This is a genomic window from Streptomyces sp. NPDC050534 (assembly GCF_044457745.1).
GTDB lineage: Bacteria > Actinomycetota > Actinomycetes > Streptomycetales > Streptomycetaceae > Streptomyces.
In genome coordinates this window covers 140,148-163,278 of sequence record NZ_JBITHF010000001.1, presented here as the reverse complement: position 1 = coordinate 163,278, position 23,131 = coordinate 140,148, and the positions used below count along the sequence as shown (strand labels likewise).

At 73.0% G+C, this 23,131-nt stretch carries 20 protein-coding genes and 1 pseudogene; 13 read left to right on the top strand and 8 right to left on the bottom strand.

The annotated features are described in order from the left end of the window. The first annotated feature begins 13 nt into the window (after positions 1–13). Together purB and mug are read left to right on the top strand one after the other, a co-directional pair. A complete protein-coding gene (purB, locus tag ACIBN2_RS00780; protein WP_399131879.1) occupies positions 14–1,456 on the top strand; it encodes an adenylosuccinate lyase in 1,443 nt (480 codons plus the stop codon). Then, entirely contained in the window at positions 1,453–1,998 is a 546-nt protein-coding gene (gene mug / locus ACIBN2_RS00775) for a G/U mismatch-specific DNA glycosylase (protein WP_399132853.1), read from the top strand. The genes purB and mug overlap by 4 nt, the downstream gene beginning before the upstream one ends. A 4-nt stretch (positions 1,999–2,002) precedes the next feature. Here the strand turns inward: mug and ACIBN2_RS00770 are convergent, their stop codons facing one another. Further along, a complete protein-coding gene (locus ACIBN2_RS00770; RefSeq protein WP_399131878.1) occupies positions 2,003–2,398 on the bottom strand; it encodes a hypothetical protein in 396 nt (131 codons plus the stop codon). Between the two features lie 191 nt (positions 2,399–2,589). On the opposite strand from ACIBN2_RS00770, the gene ACIBN2_RS00765 reads away from it, so the two are divergent. Then, positions 2,590–3,747, top strand: a complete 1,158-nt coding sequence (locus ACIBN2_RS00765) for an ROK family transcriptional regulator (protein ID WP_399131877.1) — start codon at positions 2,590–2,592, stop codon at positions 3,745–3,747. A 61-nt stretch (positions 3,748–3,808) separates the two neighbouring features. On the opposite strand, the gene ACIBN2_RS00760 is transcribed toward ACIBN2_RS00765, so the two are convergent. Continuing rightward, entirely contained in the window at positions 3,809–4,570 is a 762-nt protein-coding gene (locus ACIBN2_RS00760; protein WP_399131876.1) for a GntR family transcriptional regulator, read from the bottom strand. A 193-nt stretch (positions 4,571–4,763) separates the two neighbouring features. After that, complete coding sequence (locus ACIBN2_RS00755; RefSeq protein WP_399131874.1) at positions 4,764–5,648, bottom strand: RNA polymerase sigma-70 factor; 885 nt, start codon at positions 5,646–5,648, stop codon at positions 4,764–4,766. Between the two features lie 110 nt (positions 5,649–5,758). Between ACIBN2_RS00755 and ACIBN2_RS00750 the strand changes: the two genes are divergently transcribed. Together ACIBN2_RS00750 and ACIBN2_RS00745 are read left to right on the top strand one after the other, a co-directional pair. Next, on the top strand, positions 5,759–6,412 hold the full coding sequence (locus ACIBN2_RS00750) for an NADPH-dependent F420 reductase (protein ID WP_399132852.1): 654 nt from the start codon (positions 5,759–5,761) through the stop codon (positions 6,410–6,412). Between the two features lie 103 nt (positions 6,413–6,515). Continuing rightward, a complete protein-coding gene (locus tag ACIBN2_RS00745; protein WP_399131873.1) occupies positions 6,516–7,364 on the top strand; it encodes an alpha/beta fold hydrolase in 849 nt (282 codons plus the stop codon). A gap of 45 nt (positions 7,365–7,409) precedes the next feature. On the opposite strand, the pseudogene ACIBN2_RS00740 reads toward ACIBN2_RS00745, so the two are convergent. Then, positions 7,410–8,234 (bottom strand): annotated as a pseudogene (locus ACIBN2_RS00740) (EamA family transporter); the annotation flags it as partial. A 47-nt stretch (positions 8,235–8,281) separates the two neighbouring features. Here ACIBN2_RS00740 and ACIBN2_RS00735 point away from each other — a divergent pair. The 5 genes from ACIBN2_RS00735 to ACIBN2_RS00715 all read left to right on the top strand — a co-directional run bounded on the left by ACIBN2_RS00735 (position 8,282) and on the right by ACIBN2_RS00715 (position 17,091). Next, positions 8,282–9,754 carry a PLP-dependent aminotransferase family protein gene (locus ACIBN2_RS00735; RefSeq protein ID WP_399131871.1) on the top strand — a complete coding sequence of 491 codons (1,473 nt, stop codon included), beginning with the start codon at positions 8,282–8,284 and terminating at the stop codon, positions 9,752–9,754. A 123-nt stretch (positions 9,755–9,877) separates the two neighbouring features. Then, entirely contained in the window at positions 9,878–11,461 is a 1,584-nt protein-coding gene (locus tag ACIBN2_RS00730; protein ID WP_399131869.1) for an alkaline phosphatase D family protein, read from the top strand. A 138-nt stretch (positions 11,462–11,599) separates the two neighbouring features. Then, entirely contained in the window at positions 11,600–13,006 is a 1,407-nt protein-coding gene (locus ACIBN2_RS00725) for an SWIM zinc finger family protein (RefSeq protein ID WP_399131868.1), read from the top strand. Continuing rightward, the gene (locus tag ACIBN2_RS00720; RefSeq protein WP_399131867.1) at positions 13,003–15,663 is read left to right on the top strand and encodes a DUF6493 family protein; all 2,661 of its coding nucleotides are present in this window, start codon (positions 13,003–13,005) and stop codon (positions 15,661–15,663) included. Before ACIBN2_RS00725 ends, ACIBN2_RS00720 begins: the two co-directional genes overlap by 4 nt. A gap of 153 nt (positions 15,664–15,816) precedes the next feature. Further along, positions 15,817–17,091, top strand: a complete 1,275-nt coding sequence (locus ACIBN2_RS00715) for a GNAT family N-acetyltransferase (RefSeq protein ID WP_399131866.1) — start codon at positions 15,817–15,819, stop codon at positions 17,089–17,091. A gap of 21 nt (positions 17,092–17,112) precedes the next feature. On the opposite strand, the gene ACIBN2_RS00710 is transcribed toward ACIBN2_RS00715, so the two are convergent. After that, entirely contained in the window at positions 17,113–18,312 is a 1,200-nt protein-coding gene (locus ACIBN2_RS00710) for a trans-sulfuration enzyme family protein (RefSeq protein ID WP_399131865.1), read from the bottom strand. A gap of 59 nt (positions 18,313–18,371) precedes the next feature. Between ACIBN2_RS00710 and ACIBN2_RS00705 the strand changes: the two genes are divergently transcribed. Next, positions 18,372–18,863, top strand: coding sequence for an Lrp/AsnC family transcriptional regulator (locus ACIBN2_RS00705; RefSeq protein ID WP_399131864.1), 492 nt, complete (start codon positions 18,372–18,374; stop codon positions 18,861–18,863). A 33-nt stretch (positions 18,864–18,896) separates the two neighbouring features. Then, positions 18,897–20,588 carry a DUF885 domain-containing protein gene (locus tag ACIBN2_RS00700; RefSeq protein WP_399131863.1) on the top strand — a complete coding sequence of 564 codons (1,692 nt, stop codon included), beginning with the start codon at positions 18,897–18,899 and terminating at the stop codon, positions 20,586–20,588. Between the two features lie 12 nt (positions 20,589–20,600). Here ACIBN2_RS00700 and ACIBN2_RS00695 read toward each other — a convergent pair whose 3' ends face one another. From ACIBN2_RS00695 to ACIBN2_RS00685, 3 genes are all read right to left on the bottom strand, one after another. Then, positions 20,601–21,446, bottom strand: coding sequence for an SDR family oxidoreductase (locus ACIBN2_RS00695; protein ID WP_399131861.1), 846 nt, complete (start codon positions 21,444–21,446; stop codon positions 20,601–20,603). A 103-nt stretch (positions 21,447–21,549) separates the two neighbouring features. Beyond that, on the bottom strand, positions 21,550–22,062 hold the full coding sequence (locus tag ACIBN2_RS00690; RefSeq protein ID WP_399131860.1) for an immunity 21 family protein: 513 nt from the start codon (positions 22,060–22,062) through the stop codon (positions 21,550–21,552). Positions 22,063–22,109: 47 nt separating this feature from the next. Next, positions 22,110–22,586, bottom strand: coding sequence for a rhodanese-like domain-containing protein (locus ACIBN2_RS00685; protein ID WP_399131858.1), 477 nt, complete (start codon positions 22,584–22,586; stop codon positions 22,110–22,112). 94 nt (positions 22,587–22,680) lie between these two features. Between ACIBN2_RS00685 and ACIBN2_RS00680 the strand changes: the two genes are divergently transcribed. Next, positions 22,681–23,127 carry an Lrp/AsnC family transcriptional regulator gene (locus ACIBN2_RS00680; protein ID WP_399131857.1) on the top strand — a complete coding sequence of 149 codons (447 nt, stop codon included), beginning with the start codon at positions 22,681–22,683 and terminating at the stop codon, positions 23,125–23,127. Positions 23,128–23,131 lie beyond the last annotated feature (4 nt).

The following is a 23,131-nucleotide window of genomic DNA, read 5'->3' as shown; positions in this document are numbered from 1 at the left end:
AGAATCCGTCTACGTGACTTCTGCGCCCGCCAAGCCCCGCATCCCGAACGTCCTCGCCGGACGCTACGCCTCCGCCGAGCTCGCCACGCTCTGGTCGCCCGAGCAGAAGGTGAAGCTGGAGCGGCAGCTCTGGCTCGCCGTGCTGCGGTCCCAGAAGGACCTCGGCATCGAGGTGCCGGACGAGGCGATCGCCGACTACGAGCGTGTCCTCGACACCGTCGACCTGGCCTCCATCGCCGAGCGCGAGAAGGTCACGCGGCATGACGTCAAGGCCCGGATCGAGGAGTTCAACGATCTCGCCGGGCACGAGCACGTGCACAAGGGCATGACCTCCCGCGACCTCACCGAGAACGTCGAGCAGCTGCAGATCAGGCTCTCGCTGGAGCTGATGCGGGACCGCACGGTGGCGGTGCTGGCGCGGCTCGGCAAGCTGGCGGGCGAGTACGCCGAGCTGGTCATGGCCGGCCGCTCGCACAACGTCGCCGCGCAGGCCACGACGCTCGGCAAGCGGTTCGCGACCGCCGCCGACGAGCTGCTCGTCGCGCACGGCCGGGTCGAGGAACTGCTCGGCCGTTACCCGCTGCGCGGCATCAAGGGCCCGGTGGGCACGGCGCAGGACATGCTGGACCTGCTGGGCGGGGACGCCTCGAAGCTCGCCGATCTGGAGGACCGGATCGCCCGGCACCTGGGCTTCTCGCAGGCGTTCACCTCGGTCGGCCAGGTCTACCCGCGCTCGCTGGACTACGAGGTCGTCACCGCGCTGGTGCAGGTCGCGGCGGCGCCGTCGTCGCTGGCCAAGACGATCCGGCTGATGGCGGGGCACGAGCTGGTGACCGAGGGCTTCAAGCCGGGCCAGGTCGGCTCCTCCGCGATGCCGCACAAGATGAACACGCGGTCCTGCGAGCGCGTCAACGGCCTGATGGTGATCCTGCGCGGCTACGCGTCGATGACCGGTGAGCTGGCGGGCGACCAGTGGAACGAGGGCGACGTGTCCTGCTCGGTGGTGCGGCGGGTGGCCCTGCCCGACGCGTTCTTCGCGCTGGACGGTCTGCTGGAGACCTTCCTGACCGTGCTGGACGAGTTCGGCGCCTTCCCCGCGGTGATCGCGCGCGAGCTGGACCGCTACCTGCCGTTCCTCGCCACCACGAAGGTGCTGATGGGTGCGGTGCGCTCGGGTGTCGGCCGCGAGGTCGCCCACGAGGCGATCAAGGAGAACGCCGTCGCCACGGCGCTCGCGATGCGCGAGCGGGGCGCCGAGCGCAACGACCTGCTCGACAAGCTGGCCGCCGACGAGCGGCTGCCGCTGGACCGCGAGCAGCTGGCGGCGCTGATGGCCGACAAGCTGTCCTTCACGGGCGCGGCCGCCGACCAGGTCGGTGTCCTCGTCGGCCGTATCGAGGAGATCGTCAAGCAGCACCCGGAGGCCGCGGGCTACACGCCGGGGGCGATCCTCTGACCCGCTTCACCCAGGCGGAACTGGAGGCCGCTCGCGACCGTCTCGTCCCTGACGTGGTCGCGGACGGCCTTCACGTGCTCTTCTGCGGCATCAACCCGGGCCTGATGACGGCCGCGACGGGTCACCACTTCGCCCGGCCGGGCAACCGGTTCTGGCCGGTGCTGCACCTGTCCGGGTTCACCCCGAGGCTGCTGAAGCCGTCCGAGCAGCGGGAGTTGCTGTCGTACGGGCTGGGGATCACGAACGTCGTGGCGCGGGCGACCGCGCGGGCCGACGAGCTGACGGCCGAGGAGTACCGCGAGGGCGGACGGCAGCTGGCGCTCAAGGTGGCGCGGATACGGCCGCGTTGGCTGGCCGTGGTCGGGGTCACCGCCTACCGGGCGGCGTTCGGCGACCGCAAGGCGCAGGTGGGGCCCCAGGAGCGGATGATCGGGGACTCGCGGGTGTGGGTGCTGCCGAATCCGAGCGGTCTGAACGCGCACTGGACGGCGGCGACGATGGCGGAGGAGTTCGGGCGGTTGCGGGTGGCGGCGGAGGCCTGACCCGTCAGTCCGGTACGACGTCCGAAACGGCGAGGAGCAGCCGTACCTCGGACTCGGGGTCGGCGTCTGCCACGGTGATGATGAGCCAGCGGCCGCGGGCGTTCTTCCAGGCCCGCAGCTCCACCGCCTGGAGAGCGAGTCCCGCCCAGGGCTCGGGTATCTCCCCGCCGCGGCTCATGCGCTCCTGGAGCGTCCCGGTCCCCCAGCGGGCCGCCGCTCCTCGCCGGGTGGTCAACTGCTCGGTGAGGGCCCCTTCCAGGGCATAGACGTCCTCCGCCGTCAGGCGGCCCCCCGGACACTCACTGCCGCTCACCGCTAACTCGACTATGCCGGGAGCGGCCCCGCCCACGTCCCGGTCCCACAACTCGTCGACGAGGTCGAGGCACTTCGCGATGTCCATGTGATCCAGTATTCCGCCCGGCACTGACAATTGGCGGCGCGTCAGACGTCCCGGTTCGCGGCACCCGGCTCACCCGGCGGCCACCCACGCGTACGGACCGGCCGGTGTGTCGGTCACCCCTGGCACTCGCCGGGGTCCCCCGTGCCGAGTACCATCCGGCCAACACGCGCACGAGCTGGGAGGACGGGACCTTGGGGCAGCTGACCGGCGGGGATCCCTCACTGCTGCGAAGGATCAACTCCGCGGTGGTGCTGCACGCGCTGCGTGCCACGGACGCGGCCACTCTGACCGAGATCACCCGGGTGACGGGACTGTCCCGGCCGACCGTCGAGGGTGTCGTCGAGGGTCTCATCGAGGCGGGCTACGTCGTCGAGAAGGCGGCTGACGAGAGCCTCGTACGGCGGCAGGGAAGGCCCGCCCGGCGCTTCAGGTTCCGCGCCGAGGCCGGACATCTGCTGGGCCTGGACATCGGCTCCCACCGTGTCGCCGCGCTTCTGGCGGACCTGGACGGCCGGGTGCTCGGCTCGGCGAGCAAGGACGTCGACGAGTCGGCTCCCGCCGAAGAGCGCCTGGATCGGGCGCGCACGACGGTGGCGGAGCTGCTGCGCCGGGCCGGGGTCTCGCGCGGCTCGCTGCGGGCCGTGGGCGTCGCCTCGCCCGGGATCGTCGAGGCGGACGGCACCGTGCGGCTGTGCGCGGCGCTGCCGGAGTGGACGGGACTGGCCCTCGGCGAGCGGCTGAGCCGGTCTTTCAAGTGCCCGGTGCTGGTGGAGAACGACGCCAACGCCGCGGCGGTCGCGGAGCACTGGAAGGGCGTGGCCACCGAGTCCGACGACATCGTCTTCGTGCTCGCCGGGCTGAGCCCGGGGGCCGGTTCGCTGATCGGCGGGCAGCTGCACCGCGGATACGGCGGGGCGGCCGGCGAGATCGGCGCGCTGCATCTGCTGGGCCGCGAGGTGACACCCGAGACGCTGCTGTCCACCACGGACGAGCCCCTGCACCCGCTCGACGAGCAGGCCGTCGCCGAGGTCTTCGCGCAGGCCCGCGAGGGCGACCAGCGGGCCCGCGCGGCCGTCGAGCGCTTCATCCAGCGGCTCGTCCACGACGTGGCCGCCCTCGTCCTCGCCCTCGATCCGGAGCTGGTCGTCGTCGGCGGCTGGGCGTCCGGTCTGGACGGCGTACTGGATCCGCTGCGCCGCGAGTTGGCGCGCTACTGCCTGCGCCCGCCGAAGGTGGCCCTGTCGCTCCTCGGGGAGGCCGCTGTGGCGACCGGCGCGCTGAGGCTCGCCCTGGACCACGTGGAGGAGCAGCTGTTCGCGGTGGAGGGCACGGTGACGGCGCGCCGTTGAGCAGCGGCGCACAGCGCTGTGCCCCGGAGTGGCTCCGGGGCACAGCGGGTGGACTCGACGGTCAGGACGCCTGGCGTTCGGGTCCCTGGTGGATCTCCACGCCGCCCGAGTCGCCGAAGGTCAGACGGCAGGTGTCCGCGCGGTACGTGGCCACGGAGAGCGCCGCGGTGCGGCCCTCGGCGAGGAAGCGCGTGGTGACGACGAGGACGGGCGCGCCCGGGAGCCGGTCCAGTTCCTTGGCGTCGTCCGCGCGCGCGGAGCCCAGCTCCACCGAGCTGTCCCGGCGTTCCAGCTCGAGCCGCTGGAGCTCGCGCAGCACCGCACGCGCGCGTGCCGGTCCGGACGGCGCGTCTATGGCCGACAGGTCGGGCACCGAGGACGCCGGGATGTAGAGCAGCTCCGCGGCGACGGTCTGGCCGTGGGACGTACGGGAGCGGCGCACCGTGTGGACGGCCTCGTCCGGGGCGATCTCCAGTGCAGCGGCGACGGCCGCGGGCGCGGCCGTGTGCGCGCTGTCGACGGCCTGCCAGACGTCGTCGGCGGCTCCCGGCCACGCGTGCTGCTCCGTGCCGACCGCGACACCCACGCGCGGCGGGGCGACGGTCGTGCCGACACCGCGGCGGCGCTGCAGCCGGCCCTCCAGTTCGAGCTGCTCCAGGGCCTGGCGGAGCGTGGCCCTGGCGACGCCGAAGCGGGCCGCCAGGTCGCGTTCGTTGGGCAGGATCTCGCCCACGGAGAACTCGGAATCCAATGCCTCGCTGAGCACGGTCTTGAGATGCCAGTACTTCGGTTCCGGCACCGTCTCCAACTGCGTGGTCCCCACCCTGTCCTCCGCAATCGCCGTGATCCGGCGGCGTTTTAGCGCCCTTGTTTATTAAAGGTTGTTGCACTTATCTGCGACCATAGGGCGGCCCAAACCCTTGGTCAAGACCAATCCTCGATCCCGGTGGGCACGGCACGGGGCGCCCGCCGCGCAGTGTTCACACGGCGTTCGTAACGGAGCTTCCCCCTCCGCTCTAGGAGACGACCAGGGAGAGCAGCTTGTCCGGGTTGCGCATGATGTAGACCGACTGGATGCGGCCCTCGTAGATGTCCACCTGGAAGACGCTGTCGGGCTTGCCGGCGGACAGGACGACGACCGCGATGCCGCCGTTGAGTTCCATGAACTGGAAGGACACGTCCGGCACGCCCTTCTGGGCGGCGCCGATGAGGAAGCGGCCCACCTTGTCGGAGGTCTCCAGGACGCGCAGCGGGGCACGGGACTTGCCGCCGCTGTCGCCCACGAGCCGCACGTCGGGCGCGAGCAGCGCCATGAGCCCCTCCAGGTCGCCGCCGCCCGCGGCGGCGAGGAACCGCTCGGTCAGCTCACGGCGCCGGGCGGGATCGACCTCGTAGCGCGGCCGCCGCTCGTCGACATGCTTGCGGGCCCGCCCTGCGAGCTGGCGCACCGCCGCCTCGCCGCGGTCGAGCATGGCGGCGATGTCCGCGTACGGGTAGCCGAAGGCCTCCCGGAGCACGAACACGGCTCGCTCCAGCGGCGACAGCGACTCCAGGACGACGAGGACGGCCAGTGAGACGGAGTCGGCGAGCACGGCGCGCTCGGCGGTGTCCGGGACGCCGTCCCCGAAGTCGGTCAGGTAGGGCTCGGGAAGCCACGGGCCGACGTACGCCTCGTTGCGGGCCTTCACCTGGCGCAGGCGGTCGATGGCGAGGCGCGTGGTGATGCGCACCAGGTAGGCGCGCGGTTCGCGCACGTCCCCGCGGTCGGCGCCGGACCAGCGCAGCCAGGCCTCCTGGACCACGTCCTCCGCGTCGGCCACCCGCCCGAGCATGCGGTAGGCGACCCCCATCAGGACGGGGCGGTGCTCTTCGAAGACGTCGGTCTCGGTGTCGGTGGTCACCACTCCATCCCATGCGACGCGCCCGGACATGTCCAGGAGAATTCCGCGTGTCCCGGAGCAGAATGGCCCGCGGGCCGCCGACGGTCGGCGGCAACGTTGCGGAGGCGACCATGCGGTACGCGGTTCTGGGAACGGGCATGGTGGGGCGGACGCTCGGCGGCAAGCTGGTGGAGCTCGGCCACGAGGTGACGCTCGGTTCACGCGCCAAGGACAATCCGGCCGCCCTGGAATGGGCGCGCGGGACCGGCGCGGGGGCGCGGGCCGGCACCTTCGAGGAGGCCGCCTCGTCCGCGGAGGTCGTCGTCTCCGCCGTCGGGGGCCGTGTGACCCTTGCCGCGCTGGAGGCGGCCGGGGCGGCGAACCTGGACGGGAAGATCCTCGTCGACGTCTCCAACGCCATCGCCTTCGAGGACGGGCAGGTACGGCTGGACCCGGTCGGGTCGGACAGCGTGGGCGAACAGGTGCAGCGGGCGTTTCCGCACGCGCGCGTGGTGAAGACGCTCAACACCGTCAACTGTGACGTGATGGTGGAGCCCTCGCTGGTGCCCGGCGACCACCAGATTTTCGTGTGCGGGCAGGACGCGGACGCCAAGGAGCAGGTCATCCGCATGCTCGGCGAGTTCGGCTGGCCCGAGCACCGGGTGCTCGACCTCGGCGGCATCGCGGCCTCGCGCGGCGTCGAGATGTTCATGCCGCTGTGGCTGGATCTCATGCGCACCCTGGGGATGACGCACTTCAACATGGAGTTCCACCGCGGTCGTTGATGCGGGCGCGGTTGCCCGCCGCCAGGGGCTACCCGTCGGTAGCAATTGCTGACAAGCTGTCTACAGCGCGTCCGTCAGCGAGCCCCAGACGAGGAGCACCCCCATGTCCGCCACCGTCTCCTTCAAGGTCCCCTCCCCACGCGGACCGCAGCCCGTGACCGTCTCCTACGCGCGCGCGGGCAGCGGCGAACCGCTGCTCCTGCTCCACGGCATCGGTCACCACCGGCAGGTCTGGGACCCGGTGGTGGACATCCTCGCCACCGAGCGCGACGTGATCGCCGTGGACCTGCCCGGCTTCGGGGCCTCCCCCGGTCTGCCGGACGAACTCGCCTACGACCTGCCCACGACGTCGGCCGTGTTCGGCGCCTTCTGCGCGGCCCTGGAGCTCGACCGCCCGCATGTGGCGGGCAACTCGCTGGGCGGTCTGATCGGCCTCGAGCTGGGCCGCGAGAAGCTCGTGCGGTCCGTGACCGCCCTGTCCCCGGCCGGGTTCTGGACCGAGAGCGAGCGGCGCTACGCGTTCGGCGTGCTGATGGCCATGCGGCGGATAGCGCGGCGGCTGCCGCTGCCCCTGGTGCAGCAGCTGTCGCGTTCGGCGGCCGGCCGGACGATGCTGACGAGCACGATCTACGCCCGCCCGGCCCGCCGTTCACCCGAGGCCGTGGTCGCCGAGACGCTGGCCCTGGCGCAGGCGACCGGGTTCGACGCGACCCTCCGGGCGGGCAGCACCGTCCAGTTCACCGACGACCTCCCCGGCATTCCGGTCACCGTGGGCTGGGGCAGCAGGGACATGCTGCTCGTGCGCCGTCAGGGGGTGCGCGCCAAGCGGATCATCCCCCGGGCCCGGCTGGTGCGGCTGCCCGGCTGCGGGCACTGCCCGATGAACGACGACCCGGCGCTGGTCGCCCGCGTCATCCTCGACGGCAGCCGCGTTCCCGAGCGCAGCCGCTGAGGCGGTGCGCCCGCGGGCCGGCGCACCGGATCCCAGGGCGACCCCGGCACCCACCAGGGCGCTGCCGAGGGCCTGGGCGGCCCCGTAGGAGCCCGTTCCGACGAGTGGGGCCGTGCAGGCGGCGGCGACCGGGATGAGACCGGAGAACAGCGTCGCGCGCTCGGCGCCGAGCCGCTGCATGCCCATGTACCAGCACACGAAGCCGACGACGGTGACGATGGCCGCCTGCCACAGCAGCGCGGCGGTCTCGGTGGCGTCGGGGCACCGCAGCCACGCCGTGCCGTCCGTGAGCAGCCCGGCCGCCGCGGACTCGGCCGCGGCGATGCCGCACACCGTGGCGGACAGCAGCCGGGGGCCCAGGGGCCGCAGAACGGGCACCGCGAGTACGGCGAACCCGACCTCCCCGGCCAGCGCGCAGGCGGAGAAGGCGATCCCCGTGCCGTCCGTGCGCCCCCATCCCTGCACGGTGAGGGCACCGCAGGCGACCAGCAACGCCCCGTACAGGACCGTGCGTTGGGGCCGGCGGCCGTCCAGAAGCGGCACCACCACGGCGACCACGACGGGCGCGCATCCCACGAAGACGCCCGGCACCGCGGGCTCCGCGGCGATCACGGCCAGGTTGAAGCCGACCATGCCGACGGCGGCGAGCAGCGCGAGACGCAGCCACTGGCGGGGCGCGAGCTCGCGCAGCCGTGCCGTCGCCTTCTTGCCGGCCAGCGGCAGGAGCAGCAGGCAGGCGAGGCCGTAGCGCAGGAACTGCCCGCCCGCGTACGGGTAGTGGCCCAGGACGCTGTTCGCGGTGAAGGACCCGCCGACGAGGACACAGGCGAGCGCGGCCAGGAGCGCACCGCGCGTGGTGGTGGCGTTCATGGCGGCGACGCTAGGCGGCCCGGCGGTCCGGTTTAAGGTCCATTTCCATGACGTCATCGGAGACCAATCGGAGCGGGACCCCCGATCCGGCCGCGACCGCGCGGCCCGTCCGGCCGGGCTCCCCCGCCTGGGAGCTGCTCCTGCCCGCAGCCTCCGCTCCGGCACGCACGCGTGGGCGCTCGCTCCAGGCGGCACTGCGTGAGGCGGTGCGCACGGGGAGGCTGGCGCCGGGCACCCGGCTGCCGTCGAGCCGGGACCTCGCCGCCGACCTCGGGGTGTCGCGGGGGCTGGTCACCGAGGCGTACGAGCAGTTGACGGCGGAGGGCTATCTGCGCAGTGGGCGAGGGGCCGGCACCTGGGTGGGCGATGCCGTGCGCGCCGCGCCGCCACGCGCGCGTGATCTCGCCCCGCGCTCCCCCGGTGTGCACGCCGACTTCGTGGCGGGCACACCGGATCTGTCGCTGTTCCCGCGCTCCGCGTGGGCCGCGGCGCAGCGCGCGGTCCTGGCAGAGCTGCCGCACCAGGACCTCGGCTACCCCGACCCGCGCGGGCTGCCGCAGCTGCGCACCGCGCTGGCCGAACTGCTGGCGCGCCGCCGGGGCGTGGTCGCCGACCCCGAGCGCATCGTCGTCGTGTCCGGGGTGGCACAGGCGACGACCCTGCTCGGTTTCGCGCTGCACGCGCGCGGGTTGCGCACGGTCGGCGTGGAGGACCCCGGGAGCCCGCAGCACGACGCCCTGTACGCCTCGGCCGGCGTCAGGACCGTGCCGCTGCCGCTGGACGAGGAGGGGATCGTCCCCGGCCCGCTGCGGGACTCGGGCGTGCGGGCCGTCGTGACAACGCCTTCCCACCAGTTCCCCACCGGTATCGCCTACTCCGCGCGCCGCCGCACCGAACTGCTCGACTGGGCACGGTCGGTGGACGGACTCGTCCTGGAGGACGACTACGACGGCGACTTCCGCTACGACCGCGCGCCCGTGGGCGCGCTGCAGGGCCTCGACCCGGAGCACGTGGCCTACACCGGCTCGGTCAGCAAGTCGCTCGCCCCGGGGCTGCGGCTCGGCTGGCTGCTCGTACCGGAGTCGCTGGCCGACGAGGTGGTCGAGCGCAAGCGCACCATGGACCTCGGACATCCCACCCTCGACCAGGCGCTGTTCGCCCGCTTCGTCGAGCACGGCGACTACGACCGCCAGCTGCGCCGCTGCCAGCGCGCGTACCGCGAGCGGCGCGACGTGCTCGTGGCCGCGCTCAAAGAGCACTTCCCCGGCGCGGAGGTCGCCGGGATCGCCGCGGGACTGCACGTCATCGCCGCGCTGCCGCGGCGCTACGGCCCGCAGCAGGACTTCCTCGCGCGCGTGGCCGCGTCCGGCGTCGCCGTACGCCCGCTGTCGGACTACACACACGCGCGTGCCGGGCACGACGAGGCAGGAGCCGTGCGGCTGGTGCTCGGGTACGCGCACCTCGCGCCCGCGCGGATCCGGGCGGGCGTACGGCTGATGGCCCGGGCCGCGAAGGCATGAGGGCGCCCGCGTCCTCCCCCGCCCCTGCGGTCAGTTGTTCACTTGCGGTTTCCGTGCGCGCTGCGGCGCACCAGTAGGTGTGGCATCGCACACTGGCCGGATCCCGTCCCTGGAGGCGCATCCATGTCCCACAGTCCGTTCCCGGGCCGCCGTAGCGTGCTGCGCGGCACCCTCGCCGCGTCGGCGGCGCTGACCCTGCCCACCGCGCTCGGCGCGGCCCCGGCTCTCGCCCTCTCGGGGCGCCCCAAGGCGGGTTGGGGTGTTCAGGCGGGAGACGTGACCGCCGACTCCGGGCTGGTATGGGTGCGCTCCGACCGCCCTGCCCGGATGGTCGTCGAGACCTCCCCGACGGCTTCCTTCCGCGCGGCGCGCCGATGGCACGGCCCGCTGCTCGGCGCGGACTCCGACTTCACCGGCACGACCCGGCTGCACGGGCTCCCGGCGGGCGAGCAGGTCCACTACCGCGTGCTGCTCGCCGACCCGGACGACCCCCGCCGTACCGGTGAGCCGGTGACCGGGACGTTCCGCACGGCGCCCGCCAAGCGGCGCCAGGACGTCAGGTTCGTGTGGTCCGGCGACCTGGCCGGCCAGGGCTGGGGCATCAACGAGTCCATCGGCGGCTACCGGATCTTCGACGCCATGGCGAAGCTGGACCCGGACTTCTTCCTGTGCAGCGGCGACAACATCTACGCCGACGGCGCCATTTCGGCGACCCAGGCGCTGCCCGACGGCAGCCTGTACCGCAACGTCACCACCGAGGAGAAGGCGCACGTCGCGGTCACCCTCGACGACTTCCGCGGCAACTTCCGCTACAACCTGCTGGACCAGGCGCTGCGCCGGTTCAACGCCCAGGTCCCGAACGTCGTCCAGTGGGACGACCACGAGGTCCGCAACAACTGGTACCCGGGCGAGGTCATCGGCTCCGGGACCCCGTACCCGGCCGGCACCAAGCTCGACGATCTGGCGCTGCGCTCCCGGCGCGCGTTCTCCGAGTACTTCCCCATCTCCACGATCAGCGGCCGGCCGGACGGGCGGATCTACCGCGTCCACCACCACGGTCCGCTCCTCGACGTCTTCGTGCTCGACATGCGGACGTACCGCAACGCGAACTCGCCCGACGACCAGACGACCGACCCGCAGGGCATCCTCGGCGCCGAGCAACTGGAGTGGCTCAAGCGCGAGCTGTCCCGGTCGCGTGCGGTGTGGAAGGTCATCGCCGCCGACATGCCGCTCGGGCTCGTCGTGCCCGACGGGGTCGAGGGCAAGGCCGACTTCGAGGCCGTCGCCCAGGGTGATCCGGGCGCGCCGCTGGGCCGCGAGCTGCAGATCGCGGAACTGCTGCGCCACATCAAGCACCGCCGGATCACCGGCACAGTGTGGCTGACGGCGGACGTGCACCACACCTCGGCCCAGCACTACGACCCGTCGCGGGCGTCGTTCAAGGACTTCGAGCCGTTCTGGGAGTTCGTCTCGGGTCCGCTCAACGCGGGCGCCTTCCCGGCCAGCGCACTCGACGCCACCTTCGGCCCGGACCGGGTGTTCGTGAAGGCGCCGACGGCCTCGAACGTCTCGCCGGCCGAGGGCTACCAGTTCTTCGGCGAGGTCGACATCGACGGCTCCAGCGGCGAGCTGACGGTGCGGCTGCGCGAGTACGACGGCTCCGTGCTGTTCACCAAGACGCTTCAGCCCGGTCGCGTGGGCCAGTAACTCCGGTACCTTTCGGTTGGGCCGCGCACCGGCGTCATCTCCCGGTGCGCGGCCCTCGCGTCCCCCCGAACTCACCCGCCGCACAGGCGTATTCGCAGGTCGAAGCCGATTGTCAGTGGTCGCCTCTACGGTTTTTCCATGACGCGATCTTTGCAGGCCGTGGCCTATCGCCGACCCTCCGTGCTGGAGTCCTCGGCGGGTGAACGACACCTGGGACTGGAGACCTCCCAGGGTGCGACGCCGAGGGGTGTCGAGGACCATCCGCGATTCTTCGCGGGCTTCCTGACGTCGCCTCAGGTGGCCTCCGCCGGGCTGCTCGCGGTGGCGGACGTGGCCGCCGCGCGCTACTACCAGCAGCAACTGCGCGCCTCCCTCGACCCGGTGGTGACGGGCAACGGCGACCGGCTGCGCTTCGAGTCCTTCTCCGGCTGCTGCGGGGTGTACGCCCGCCTGGACGTGCTGGAGCCGGGCCTCGACTGCGGCGAGGTGGGGCACGGCACGACCAACGTCGACGTCAACAACCCGCTGCGCGAGGCCCTTTCGCGGATCGGCTCGGACGATCCGCTCCATCTGCGCGTCGGACCGGACGAGCTGGCCGTGACGACGCTGGACGGACCGGTCGTGGAGAAGAAGGTGCCGCTTCCGGACCGGTGGCTGCGCGGCTTCGCGGAGGCCCAGGTGATCGCGGCCGGCTTCGACCTGCGGGCGGAACTGCCCGCGGCGGAGGCCGTGCGGTTCCTGCGCGCACTCCCGCGCGGCGGTGGCCGCGGCGCCTTTGTGGGCCCGCGATGGGTGGTGCCCGCGGGCCGCACCCTGCGGCCGACCACCCGGCCCGTGCCCGGCGCGGTGTGCCTGCCGGGACCGGAGCGGCTGATCGCCCTGCAGCGCGTGCTGCGCCACGCCACCGCCCTGCGGGTCTACGGTCCCGCGGCCGCCGGCGCCGCCTCCGCGGCCAGTGCCTGGGAGGCCGTGCTGCCCGGGATGCGGCTGACGCTCACGCTGTCGCCGGACGCCTCGCGCGGGTTCTCCGGAGAGGGCGGCGTCCTCGACGCACTTGCCACCGACGAGGCGGCCGAGGACGCGGAGCTGATCTCCGTGCTCCTCGCCTGGGAGCCGCGGATCGACGTCGCCGACCTGGCCTCCTCCTCGGGCCTGACGGCGGAGCGGGTCCGTGCGGCCCTGATCCGCCTCGGCACCTCGGGACGCGTCGGCTACGACACGGCGGAGGCGGCCTACTTCCACCGTGAACTGCCGTACGACGCCGAGCGCGTGGAGCGTCACAACCCGCGCCTGCGTGCGGCCCGGGGGCTGGTGGACGCGGGCGCGGTCGCACTGGACGGTGCCCTCGGGACGGTGACCGCGCAGGACGGTCATGTGCACCGGGTGCGGGACGAGGCGGGGGTGCTCAGCTGCAGCTGTCTGTGGTGGGCGAAGTACCGCGGCGGGCGCGGACCGTGCAAGCACGCGCTGGCGGTGCGGATGGTGCGGCGGGGCGGTGCCGCGGTGGAGCAGGGCAGGACTCGGGTCGACGGGGGTGTGCGATGAGTGTGCTGACGGATGCGGTACGGGCGGGTCGGACGGCCGAGGTGGTGAGCCTGCTCGACGAGATGACGGATGCCGAACGACGGTCGGTCTTCGGTGAGTTGAAGACGGTGCGCAAGGAGCTGCGGGCAGCCCCTTGGGACGCCGAATCCCGGCGCGCCTATCCGCCGCTGTACGTGGCCGGGGTGGCGTGCCAGACCGGCGCGGCGGCCGTCGCCACCTGGATCGCGGCCGCCGACATGCGCTGGTCCCGGACGTCACCGGCGCTGCTGCTGCGCATCCTGGGCGACCGCGACCCGAAGTGGCTCGCCGACCTGACACACCGGCTGGCGCAGCGTCCCGAGAGCGCCGGGGTGCCGTACGAGCTGATGGCGGGGCTGGTGCGCCTGTCGGGCTGCCCGGTGCCGACGACGGATGCGTACGTGCGGGGCTGGCTGGGCCACGTCGCCGGGACCTGGCAGCGCGAGGAGACGGTGCTGAACCGGCTCCGGCAGGACCCGTACCTGCCGCAGCTCGTGGCCGCGCTCTTCGAGACCGAGGACGTCGGCGGCTTCTTCGGATGGCTGGCCGGGGAGGGCCCGAACAGCTGGTACGGCGCGCTGGCGCAGCTCGCCGACGAGGGCACCCTGGACCGCGGGGCGATGGTCGGCGCGTGTGTGGCCCGTCTGCTGCGCGGCGGTTCCGCCGCCGATCAGCGCGCGTTCCTGCGCCTGTTGAAGGACCTGTCCCTGACGCCCGGCGAGCAGCGGGAGCGGACCGCGGACTGGCTCGCCCTCGCCTCCGACGCGGCCTCCCCGGTCGCCTCGTACGCCCAGTCGGTGCTCGGTGCCCTCGCCGTCGAGGGCGAGCTGCCACCGCGCCGGCTCGCGGAGATGTCCGACGCGGTGCTGTTCCGCCCCGAGAGGAAGCTGGTGCGCACCCAGCTCGTCCTGCTCGGCAAGGTCCTCACCCGGGACGCCTCCAGTGCCGAGACGCTGCTGCCCGCCCTCGCGCAGGCCTTCGGACACGAGGACTCCGATGTGCAGGAGCGGGCGCTCAAGCTGGTGGAACGCCATCTGAAGAAGGTGGGATCGGCGGAGGTTCGGGCCGAACTGGCGACCGCCGCGGACCAGTTGCTCCCGGCGCTGCGCGTGCGGGCGGTCTCGACGCTCGGCGCCGACCGGGCGGCACCCGAGCCTCCGGCGTACGAGGAGGTGCTGCCTCCGGCCCCACGGCCGGTGCGGCTGGCACCCGCGCCGGAGTCGGCGGCGGAGCTCGCCGAGGAGATCGGTGCGCTGATGGCCACGCAGGGGGACGTGGCCACGTTCGAGCGGGCACTGGACGGTCTGGTGCGGCACGCGCACCGGGATCGGGACACCCTTCTCGAGGCGCTGACACCGGTGGTCGCCCGCCGCTGGTGGCACAGCGCGGACCCCGGGTACGTCCTGCACCCGGACGACCACTTCGGTCGGGCCAACCGCGTCCACAACCCCGCGGACGGACTCGACCTCCTGCTCGCCACTCTTCAAGGACGCCTGCGCACCGCGACGCTTCTGGCGTCGGTCCAGCACGGGACCGCGGCCGAAGCCTGCGTACACAGCCCGCTCTCCCGGGCCTTCGACGCCCGCCTGTGGGAGGTGGCGTACCGGCTGCGTACGGAGCCGCTGCCGTTCCTGCTGTCGACGCCCACCTGGAGCACGGGTCTGCTGGAGCCGGACGAGCTGGTGGGCCGCCTCGACGAGTACCGGCGCCTGGGCGCGCGGGTCTCGGCGGCGGACTTCGCGCAGGCGCTGCTGCGGGTGCGCCGCGCGGACCGGGCCGCGGCCGCGACGGCCGCCGGGCGCGCGGCGGCGCTCGGTACGAAGGAGGGTGCGCGGCTCGGCCGGTGGCTGACCCACGAGGGCCCCGGCCTGCCGGCGGACCGGCGGCGGACGCCGGGTGCCCGCATCCTGCTCGAATGCGGTGAACTCCGGGAGATTCAGGAGGACTTCCCGGCGGAGTTCCGGCCGCTGGACGCACCGGTGAGCGTCTTCAGGGAGCGCTGGTACTGCTACCACTGGGGCCCGGACATGCGCGGCCACTGGCTGGCGCTGCTGCCCGAGCGACGTGAGCTGGTGGCGATGCGCATGCTGCGCGACGTGTCCACCGCGGCCGTGGACGACGTGCGGGGCGCCGCCGCCTTCCTGCCCCTGCTGGCCGAGTCCGGCGGTGAGGCGGGCGAGGCCGTCCACCTGTGCCTGGCGTACGGTCTCGGTGCCCGGCAGCCGGAGGACCGGCTCGCCGCGGTGGACGCGCTGCTGACACTGGCGGCGCGCGGGCAGCTCGACGGGGCCCGACTGGGCGCGGATCTCGGCCAGTTGATACGACGCGGGGCGGTCAAGCCGCTCCGGCTCGCGGAGTCGTCCCGGACGGCGGCGGCCACGGGGGCGAACGCCACGATCTGGGGGATGCTGCGGCACACCCTGCCCATGCTGCTGGCCGAGCTCGCGGTGGGCGGCACGGGAGCGTCGGCTCGCGGCCTCGGTGAGCTGCTGGCGGTGGCCGCGGAGTGCGCAGAGCGTTCCGGAGCGCGGGGCGAACTGCCGCACCTGGCACAGACGGCGCAGCGTCGTGGCTCGTCCCGGCTGGTGTCGCAGGCCCGCCGGCTGCGCAGCGCGCTGGCGCCGGAGTTGGCCGCCTGATCCCGTGCGCGGGCGCAGAGTGGGCGCGTCCGGTCGCGCGGCGCAACAGTCAAAAATTCCACAAAAGGCGCATAGACATGCTTTACCCATCGGTCACAAAGCGTTCGTGATCACGCAACACCCTTCCTTCACAGTGGTTCCATGAGTCGATACATGTCTGACGTGACGCGTGCACAGCAGGGTGGTTCGGTACGGACGGCGGTGCGGGCCGCCAAGGAAGGGTTCCGGACGTGGTGGACACGCCGCCACGATCACGCACCGCCGTCGAGCGATACCGGCGCCCGGCCGCTGCCACTGGAGCAGCAGGCCGGGCCGTCCGTGGAGAATTCGCTGTGGCGGATGCGGACGACGGTGAAGGACGAACCGGGGTCACTGGCCACGCTGTGCACGGCGCTGGCCGGGCGGCGGGTCGACATCCTGAGCCTGCAGACGCATCCGCTGGCGGCGGGCACGGTGGACGAGTTCCTGCTGCGGGCTCCCGGTGAGCTCATGGCGTCCGAGCTGACCCAGGTGGTGTCGCTGGCCGGGGGCGCCGATACCTGGCTCGAACGGGCCGACGCCCACGACCTGGTGGACGCGCCCACGAGGGTCCTGGGCCTCGCGGCGCGTACCGCCCTGGACTCGGCGGAACTGCCGCTCGCGCTGCGGCAGTTGCTGGGCCGCTGCACCATCCGCCAGCTGCCGGCGGTGCCGGTCGGCGGCGGCCGGGCGGCACAGAGCGTACCGGTCGAGGGAGCGCTGGAGGACACCGTCATGCGGCTGCGGGCGCCGGACGGCGGAGTGATCAGCGTGGAGCGTCCGTATCTGACCTTCACACCCACCGAGTTCGCCCGGGCGCGGGCGCTGGTGGAGCTGGACGCCCGGCTCGGACCGCGCCTGCCGCACGGCCAGGACGTGCTCACGCTGCCCGAGGGCAACGAGATCACCGTGCGCCGGGCCGACGAGCGCGACCTGGAGGCCGCGAAGGCGATGCACGAGCGGTGCTCCTCGCGGACGCTCGGCCTGCGCTACCACGGGCCGGTAGGCGACGCGGAGCGCTACCTCAACCACCTGCTCAGCCCGCGCTTCGGCCGCACCCTGGCGGTGCAGACCGCGTCGGGGCGCATCGTCGGCCTCGGCCACCTGCTGTGGGACGGGGACGAGACCGAGGTCGCGCTGCTGGTCGAGGACAAGTGGCAGCGCCGCGGCATCGGGGGTGAACTGCTGGAGCGGCTGGTGTCGATGGCGGTCGAGGCGCGCTGCGAGAGCGTGTACGCCGTGACGCAGGCGTCCAACACCGGCATGGTCGGGGCGATGCGGGGCCTGGGGCTCCCCCTCGACTATCAGATCGAGGAGGGCACCCTGGTGATCACGGCCCGGCTGGACGAGGGCGCTTCGCGGGGAGAGCTGTCCGGTGCGGGTGAGTTCGGGCGGTCCGAAGCGCCGTAGAGGCTGGGGTCGTTGGGCGGGCTACAGGTTCGCTGTGGCCTGTCGCGCAGTCCCCCGCGCCCCTGCGGGGGCGCTCGCGCTCCCCAACGCCCCGTCCAGGTCCGTCCAGAGGTCTTCCACGTCCTCCAGGCCCACCGACAGCCGCAGGAGCCGGTCGCTGACACCCGCGCCTCGGCGGTCGTCCGCGTCCACGATGCGGTGGCTGATGGAGGCCGGGTGCTGGATGAGGGTGTCGACGCTGCCCAGGCTCACCGCCGGGGTGATCAGGCGGACGGCGGCGATGACCTCGTGCGGGTCGCCGGTCACCTCGAAGGCGACCATCGCGCCGCCGATGCGCGGGTAGTGGACGCGTGAGACACGGGGGTCGACGGCGAGGCGGCGGGCAAGTTCGGCGGCGTTCGCGGAGGCCGCGCGCACCCGCACCGGAAGGGTCGCGAGGCCGCGCAGCAGCAGGTAGCCGGCGAGCGGGTGCAGGACGCCGCCGGTGGCGAACCGGACCTGCCGCAACTGCCCGGCGAACTCCTCGTCGCAGGCCACCACGCCCGCCATCACGTCCCCGTGTCCGCCGAGGTACTTGGTGGCGCTGTGCAGCACCAGCCGTGCGCCCTGTTCGGCCGGGCGCTGCAGCACCGGTGTGGCGAAGGTGTTGTCGGCGAGCAGCGGGACCGTGCCGCAGGCGTGGGCGACGGCCCGCAGGTCGAGTTCGGCCAGGGTCGGGTTGGCCGGGGACTCGACGAGCACCAGGCCGGTGTCGGGGCGCAGCGCGTCGGTGATCCCGGCTGGGTCGGTCCAGGTCACCTCGGAGCCGAGCAGGCCCGCGGTCAGCAGGTGGTCGCTGCAACCGTAGAGGGGACGTACGGCGACGACGTGGCGCAGGCCCGCCGAGGCGCGCACCAGCAGGACGGCGGTCAGCGCGGCCATGCCGCTGGCGAACGCCACCGCGGACCCGGTGCCCTCCAGCCGGGCCAGCGCGGTCTCGAAGCGGGCGACCGTCGGATTGCCGAGGCGCCCGTAGACGGGCGGGCCCTCGGGCTCGGCACCGGTGGTGGCGAAGGCGTCGATGCGGGCGGCCTCGCCCCGGCTGTCGTACGAGGGATAGGTCGTCGACAGGTCGATGGGCGGAGCGTGCAGTCCCTGCCGGGCGAGGTCGTCGCGGCCGGCGTGGACGGCTTCGGTGGCCAGTGCTCTCGGCGAGCCGGGCAGTGCTCTCGTGGAGTCCATGGACGGAGAATGAACAACCACCGGGTCACTGTGACCGGCCTCCGTGCTACGTTCGGCCGATGGCTGAATCTGTCGTACTGGATCCGGTGGATCTCCATCTGCTGCGGCTGCTGCAGAACGACGCCCGAAGCACCTACCGCGACCTCGCCGCGCAGGTCGGCGTGGCGGCGTCGACCTGCCTCGACCGCGTGACGCGGCTGCGCCGCGCGGGCGTGATCCTCGGGCATCAGCTCAGGCTCGATCCGGCCAAGCTCGGCCGGGGTCTGGAGGCCCTGCTCTCGGTGCAGGTCAGGCCGCACCGGCGGGAGCTGGTGGGGCCGTTCGTGGACCGGATCCGGGCGCTGCCGGAGTCCCGTACGGTCTTCCATCTCACCGGCCCCGACGACTACCTCGTGCATGTCGCGGTGGCCGACATGGCGGATCTGCAGCGGCTGGTCCTGGACGGGTTCACGTCGCGGCCCGAAGTGGCGCGCGTGGAAACCCGGTTGATCTTCCAGCAGTGGGAGTGCGGACCGCTGCTCCCGCCTTCGCCCTCGGCACAATCCACGTGACGCGCGGCGGCCCCTCGTACGAGGATGGACCGCATGTCACAGACCACGCACCCGCTGCCCCGAGAGGTCGCCGACGCCTACGTCGACGAGCTCATCGCCCTCGACCCGGTGACCGGTACCTACCTCGGAGTGAAGGAGAGTTCGAGCAGACTGCCCGATCTGTCGCCCGCAGGCCAGGAGGCGCTGGCGGAGCTGGCGCGGCGGACGCTGGCGCGGCTCGACGAGGCCGAGCGGCAGCCCGGCGCCGACAGTGACATCGAGCGCCGGTGCGGCCGGCTGCTGCGCGAGCGCCTGACCGCCGAACTCGCCGTGCACGAGGCCGAGGAGGGCCTGCGCGCGGTCGGCAACATGGCGACTCCCGCGCACTCGGTGCGCGACGTCTTCACCGTGACGCCGAACCAGTCCGACGAGGACTGGGCGGCGATCGCCGAGCGGCTGCGTGCGGTGCCCGCGGCGCTGGCGGGCTACCGCGAGTCCCTCTCGCTCGGCCTGGAGCGCAAGCTGTACGCCGCTCCGCGTCCGACGGCCACGTTCGTCGGGCAGCTCACCGAGTGGTCGGACACGGACGGCGAGGGCCGCGGCTGGTTCGAGGACTTCGCCGCGGCGGGCCCCGAGGCGCTGCGGGCGGAGCTGGACGAGGCGGCCCGTACGGCCACCGCGGCCCTGGTGGAACTGCGCGACTGGATGCGCGACGTGTACGCGCCGGCCGTCGAGGGCGCCCCGAACACGGTGGGCCGCGAGCGGTACGCGCGCTGGGCGCGCTACTTCAACGGCACGGACCTCGACCTGGACGAGGCGTACGCGTACGGCTGGTCCGAGTACCACCGTCTGCTCGGCGAGATGAGGCAGGAGGCCGAGAAGATCCTGCCGGGCGCCGCGACGCCGTGGGTGGCGCTCGCCCATCTCGACGAGCACGGCAAGCACATCGAGGGTGTCGACGAGGTCCGCGACTGGCTGCAGGGCCTGATGGACCAGGCGATCGACGAGCTGGACGGCACGCACTTCGAACTCGCCGAGCGGGTGCGGAAGGTGGAGTCGTGCATCGCCCCGCCCGGCGGCGCGGCAGCCCCGTACTACACGGCGCCGTCGGAGGACTTCTCGCGTCCGGGCCGCACCTGGCTGCCGACGATGGGGCAGACCCGTTTCCCGGTCTACGACCTCGTCTCGACCTGGTACCACGAGGGCGTCCCGGGCCATCACCTCCAGCTCGCGCAGTGGACGCACGTCGCCGGGAACCTCTCCCGCTACCAGGCCACCATCGGCGGGGTCAGCGCCAACGCCGAGGGCTGGGCGCTGTACGCGGAGCGGCTGATGGACGAGCTCGGCTACCTCACGGACGCGGAGCAGCGGCTCGGCTACCTCGACGCGCAGATGATGCGGGCCGCCCGGGTCATCGTCGACATCGGCATGCACCTGGAACTGGAGATCCCGGCGGACTCGCCCTTCCACCCCAGCGAGCGCTGGACCCCTGAGCTCGCCCAGGAGTTCTTCGGTGCGCACAGCAGCCGCCCGGCGGACTTCGTGGAGAGCGAGCTGACCCGCTACCTCACCATCCCCGGCCAGGCGATCGGCTACAAGCTCGGCGAGCGGGCCTGGCTGCTGGGCCGTGAGAAGGCCCGCGAGCGGCACGGCGACGCGTTCGACCTCAAGGCCTGGCACATGGCGGCCCTCTCCCAGGGCTCGCTCGGCCTGGACGACCTGGTGGACGAGCTCGCCCAGCTCTGAGACCAGGCCGGCTCAACGGCGGAATCCGCCCTCCGAGTCGATCACCTGACCCGTGATCCAGTCCGCCTCGTCCGTGGCGAGCCACGCGATGAGGCGGGCCGGGTCGTCGGGCCTGCCCCAGCGGCCCGCGGGGAAGAGGGCGGCGACTGCCTCGTACGTCTCCCCGGTGGCGTAACCGGTGTCCACGGGGCCCGGGTTGACGGTGTTCACCGTGATCGCCTGTTCGGCGAGGGTGGCCGAAAGGGAGCGGGTGATCGATGCGAGGGCGCCCTTCTGGAGGGCGTAGGCGATCTCGCCCGGCATGCCGCCCGCGATGTCCTGGCCCGAGGTCATCATCACGACGCGCCCGCCGGGGGTGAGCGGGGGCAGTGCGGCGCGATGCCGGGCGTAGGCCTGGACGAGGAGCAGCACCGAGCGGGTGTCGACGGCCCAGTGCGCGTCGAGCATCGCGGCGTCGATCGTGTCGAGGGTGCCGTCGCTTCCGCTGAGGGCGTGGTTGGCGACGAGGATGTCGAGCCGGCCGCCGAGCGCCGAGGCGGCCGTGGCGATCAGCTCCGCGGGCGCGGTCGGATCGCTCAAGTCGCCCGGCCCCGCCACGACTTGGGCTGCGGGGTCGCCGAGTGCCGCACGGACGGAGGCGGTCACGTCCTCGGTGCGGTCGCCGCCCCAGGGCATGGCGGTGTCGTGCGGCACGTGATGGTGCAGATAGACGCCGGCCCCGTACGCGGCGAGCCGCCGGGCCACGGCATGTCCGATGCCGGCGCGTCTGCTCGCCCCGGTCACCAGGGCGGTACGGCCGCGCAGCGGCAGCGGGTCACGGCGCAGGTCTTCGGGGGCGGGATGCGGCAGAAGGGGCATGGACGACCATGATGGGGATCATCGCCGGGCCCCGCACATGAATATCCGTACGGGACCGGCTTGTCGCCCCGGCCGTCCGTGCCGTCCGTCCATGGGCCGAGTCCTAGGACAAGGGCCGCAGTTGTACGAGCCCCAGCCAGGTCTCCGGTCCCGGCTGGACGTTGGCCGCGCGCACCGCGTACCGGCCCGGCGCCAGCTCGACCCGGAGGCTGTCGGTGCGTTCCGTCTCGTTGCCGGGCCAGGCCGAGTCGAACAGCAGGACCGGTCCCGGTACTTCCCACTGCACCTCGTGCCCCCAGTCCGCCGCGGCGAGGGCGGCCGGTACACCGGCGAGGAGTTCGCCCTCGGAGTTCGCGGCCCACCACCGTACGAAGGTGCCGTGTTCCGGCAGGAAGGCGGTGGAGGCGGGTTCGTCGCCCAGGACCAGGGCGGCCGAGTCGCCGACCGGGAGCAGTCCCACGAAGCCGTCGACCTCGCAGGCCCGGTCGTAGTCGGAGGCGTTCTCCTCGCCGTCGGCGCCCGCCCAGAACGGCAGCACCGTCTCCGGCACCGCGATGAGCGGCCCGCCGCCCGACTCGACCCACTCCATCGCACCGGCTTCCGCGTATCGCACCATGGTGCGGAACGGTACACGCAGCAGGAACTCGCGACTCCGCTTTCGTCTCAGCAGCCGCAGTCGTCCCCGGCCGCCGGTGCCGTCAACGGGTCCGGGGTGCGCCGCTCGTGCCCCTCCCAGGTCTCGAACTCGAAGCCCTCGCGCACCCAGTACTCGAAGCCGCCGAGCATCTCCTTGACCTGGTAGCCGAGTTCGGCGAGGGCGAGGGCCGCCCGGGTCGCGCCGTTGCAGCCGGGGCCCCAGCAGTACGTGACCACCGGCACGGACCTGTCGAGGAGTCGCGCGGCCTGCTCGGGGATGAGCGCGGTCGGCAGATGGACCGCCCCGGGGACATGGCCTTGGTCCCATGCCTCGGTCGAGCGGGAGTCCAGGACGACGAACCCGGGGTCACCGCCGGCCGCGAGCGCTGCGGCGACGTCGGACACATCGGCGTGGAAGACGAGGCTCGCGCGGAAGTAGGCGGCGGCCTCGGCCGGAGCGGCGGGGGCCGTGCGCAGTACGGGATTCACGGTGTCAGCGATCATGCTCATGAATCTATGCCGGTCTCGGGGCCGCCTGAAGCGGCGATCCCCGGGCCTGCCCTTGATCGGCCGGGGATTTCCCTGCTATCCATCCGGGATGACCACGTTTTCCCCGGACGCCACCGACTGGCGCATCCTCGACGTCCTCCAGCGCGAGGGCCGCGCCAGCTTCGCCGAGCTGGCCCGTGCCGTGTCCATGTCGCCGAGCGCGGTGACCGAACGGGTGCGCCGCCTGGAGGAGGCGGGCGTCATCCAGGGGTACGCCGCCGTCGTCGACCCCGACCGGCTGGGCCTGCCGATCCTGGCGTTCGTGCGGCTGCGGTATCCGAACGGCAACTACAAGCCCTTCCACGACCTCGTCGCCGTGACGCCCGAGATCCTCGAGGCGCACCATGTGACGGGCGACGACTGCTTCGTCATCAAGGTCGCCGCGCGCTCGATGCACCATCTGGAGGAGGTGGCCGGCCGGATCGGCGCGCTGGGCTCGGTGACGACGAGCGTCGTCTACTCGTCCCCGCTGCCCCGGCGGCCGCTCGGCCACTGACGCG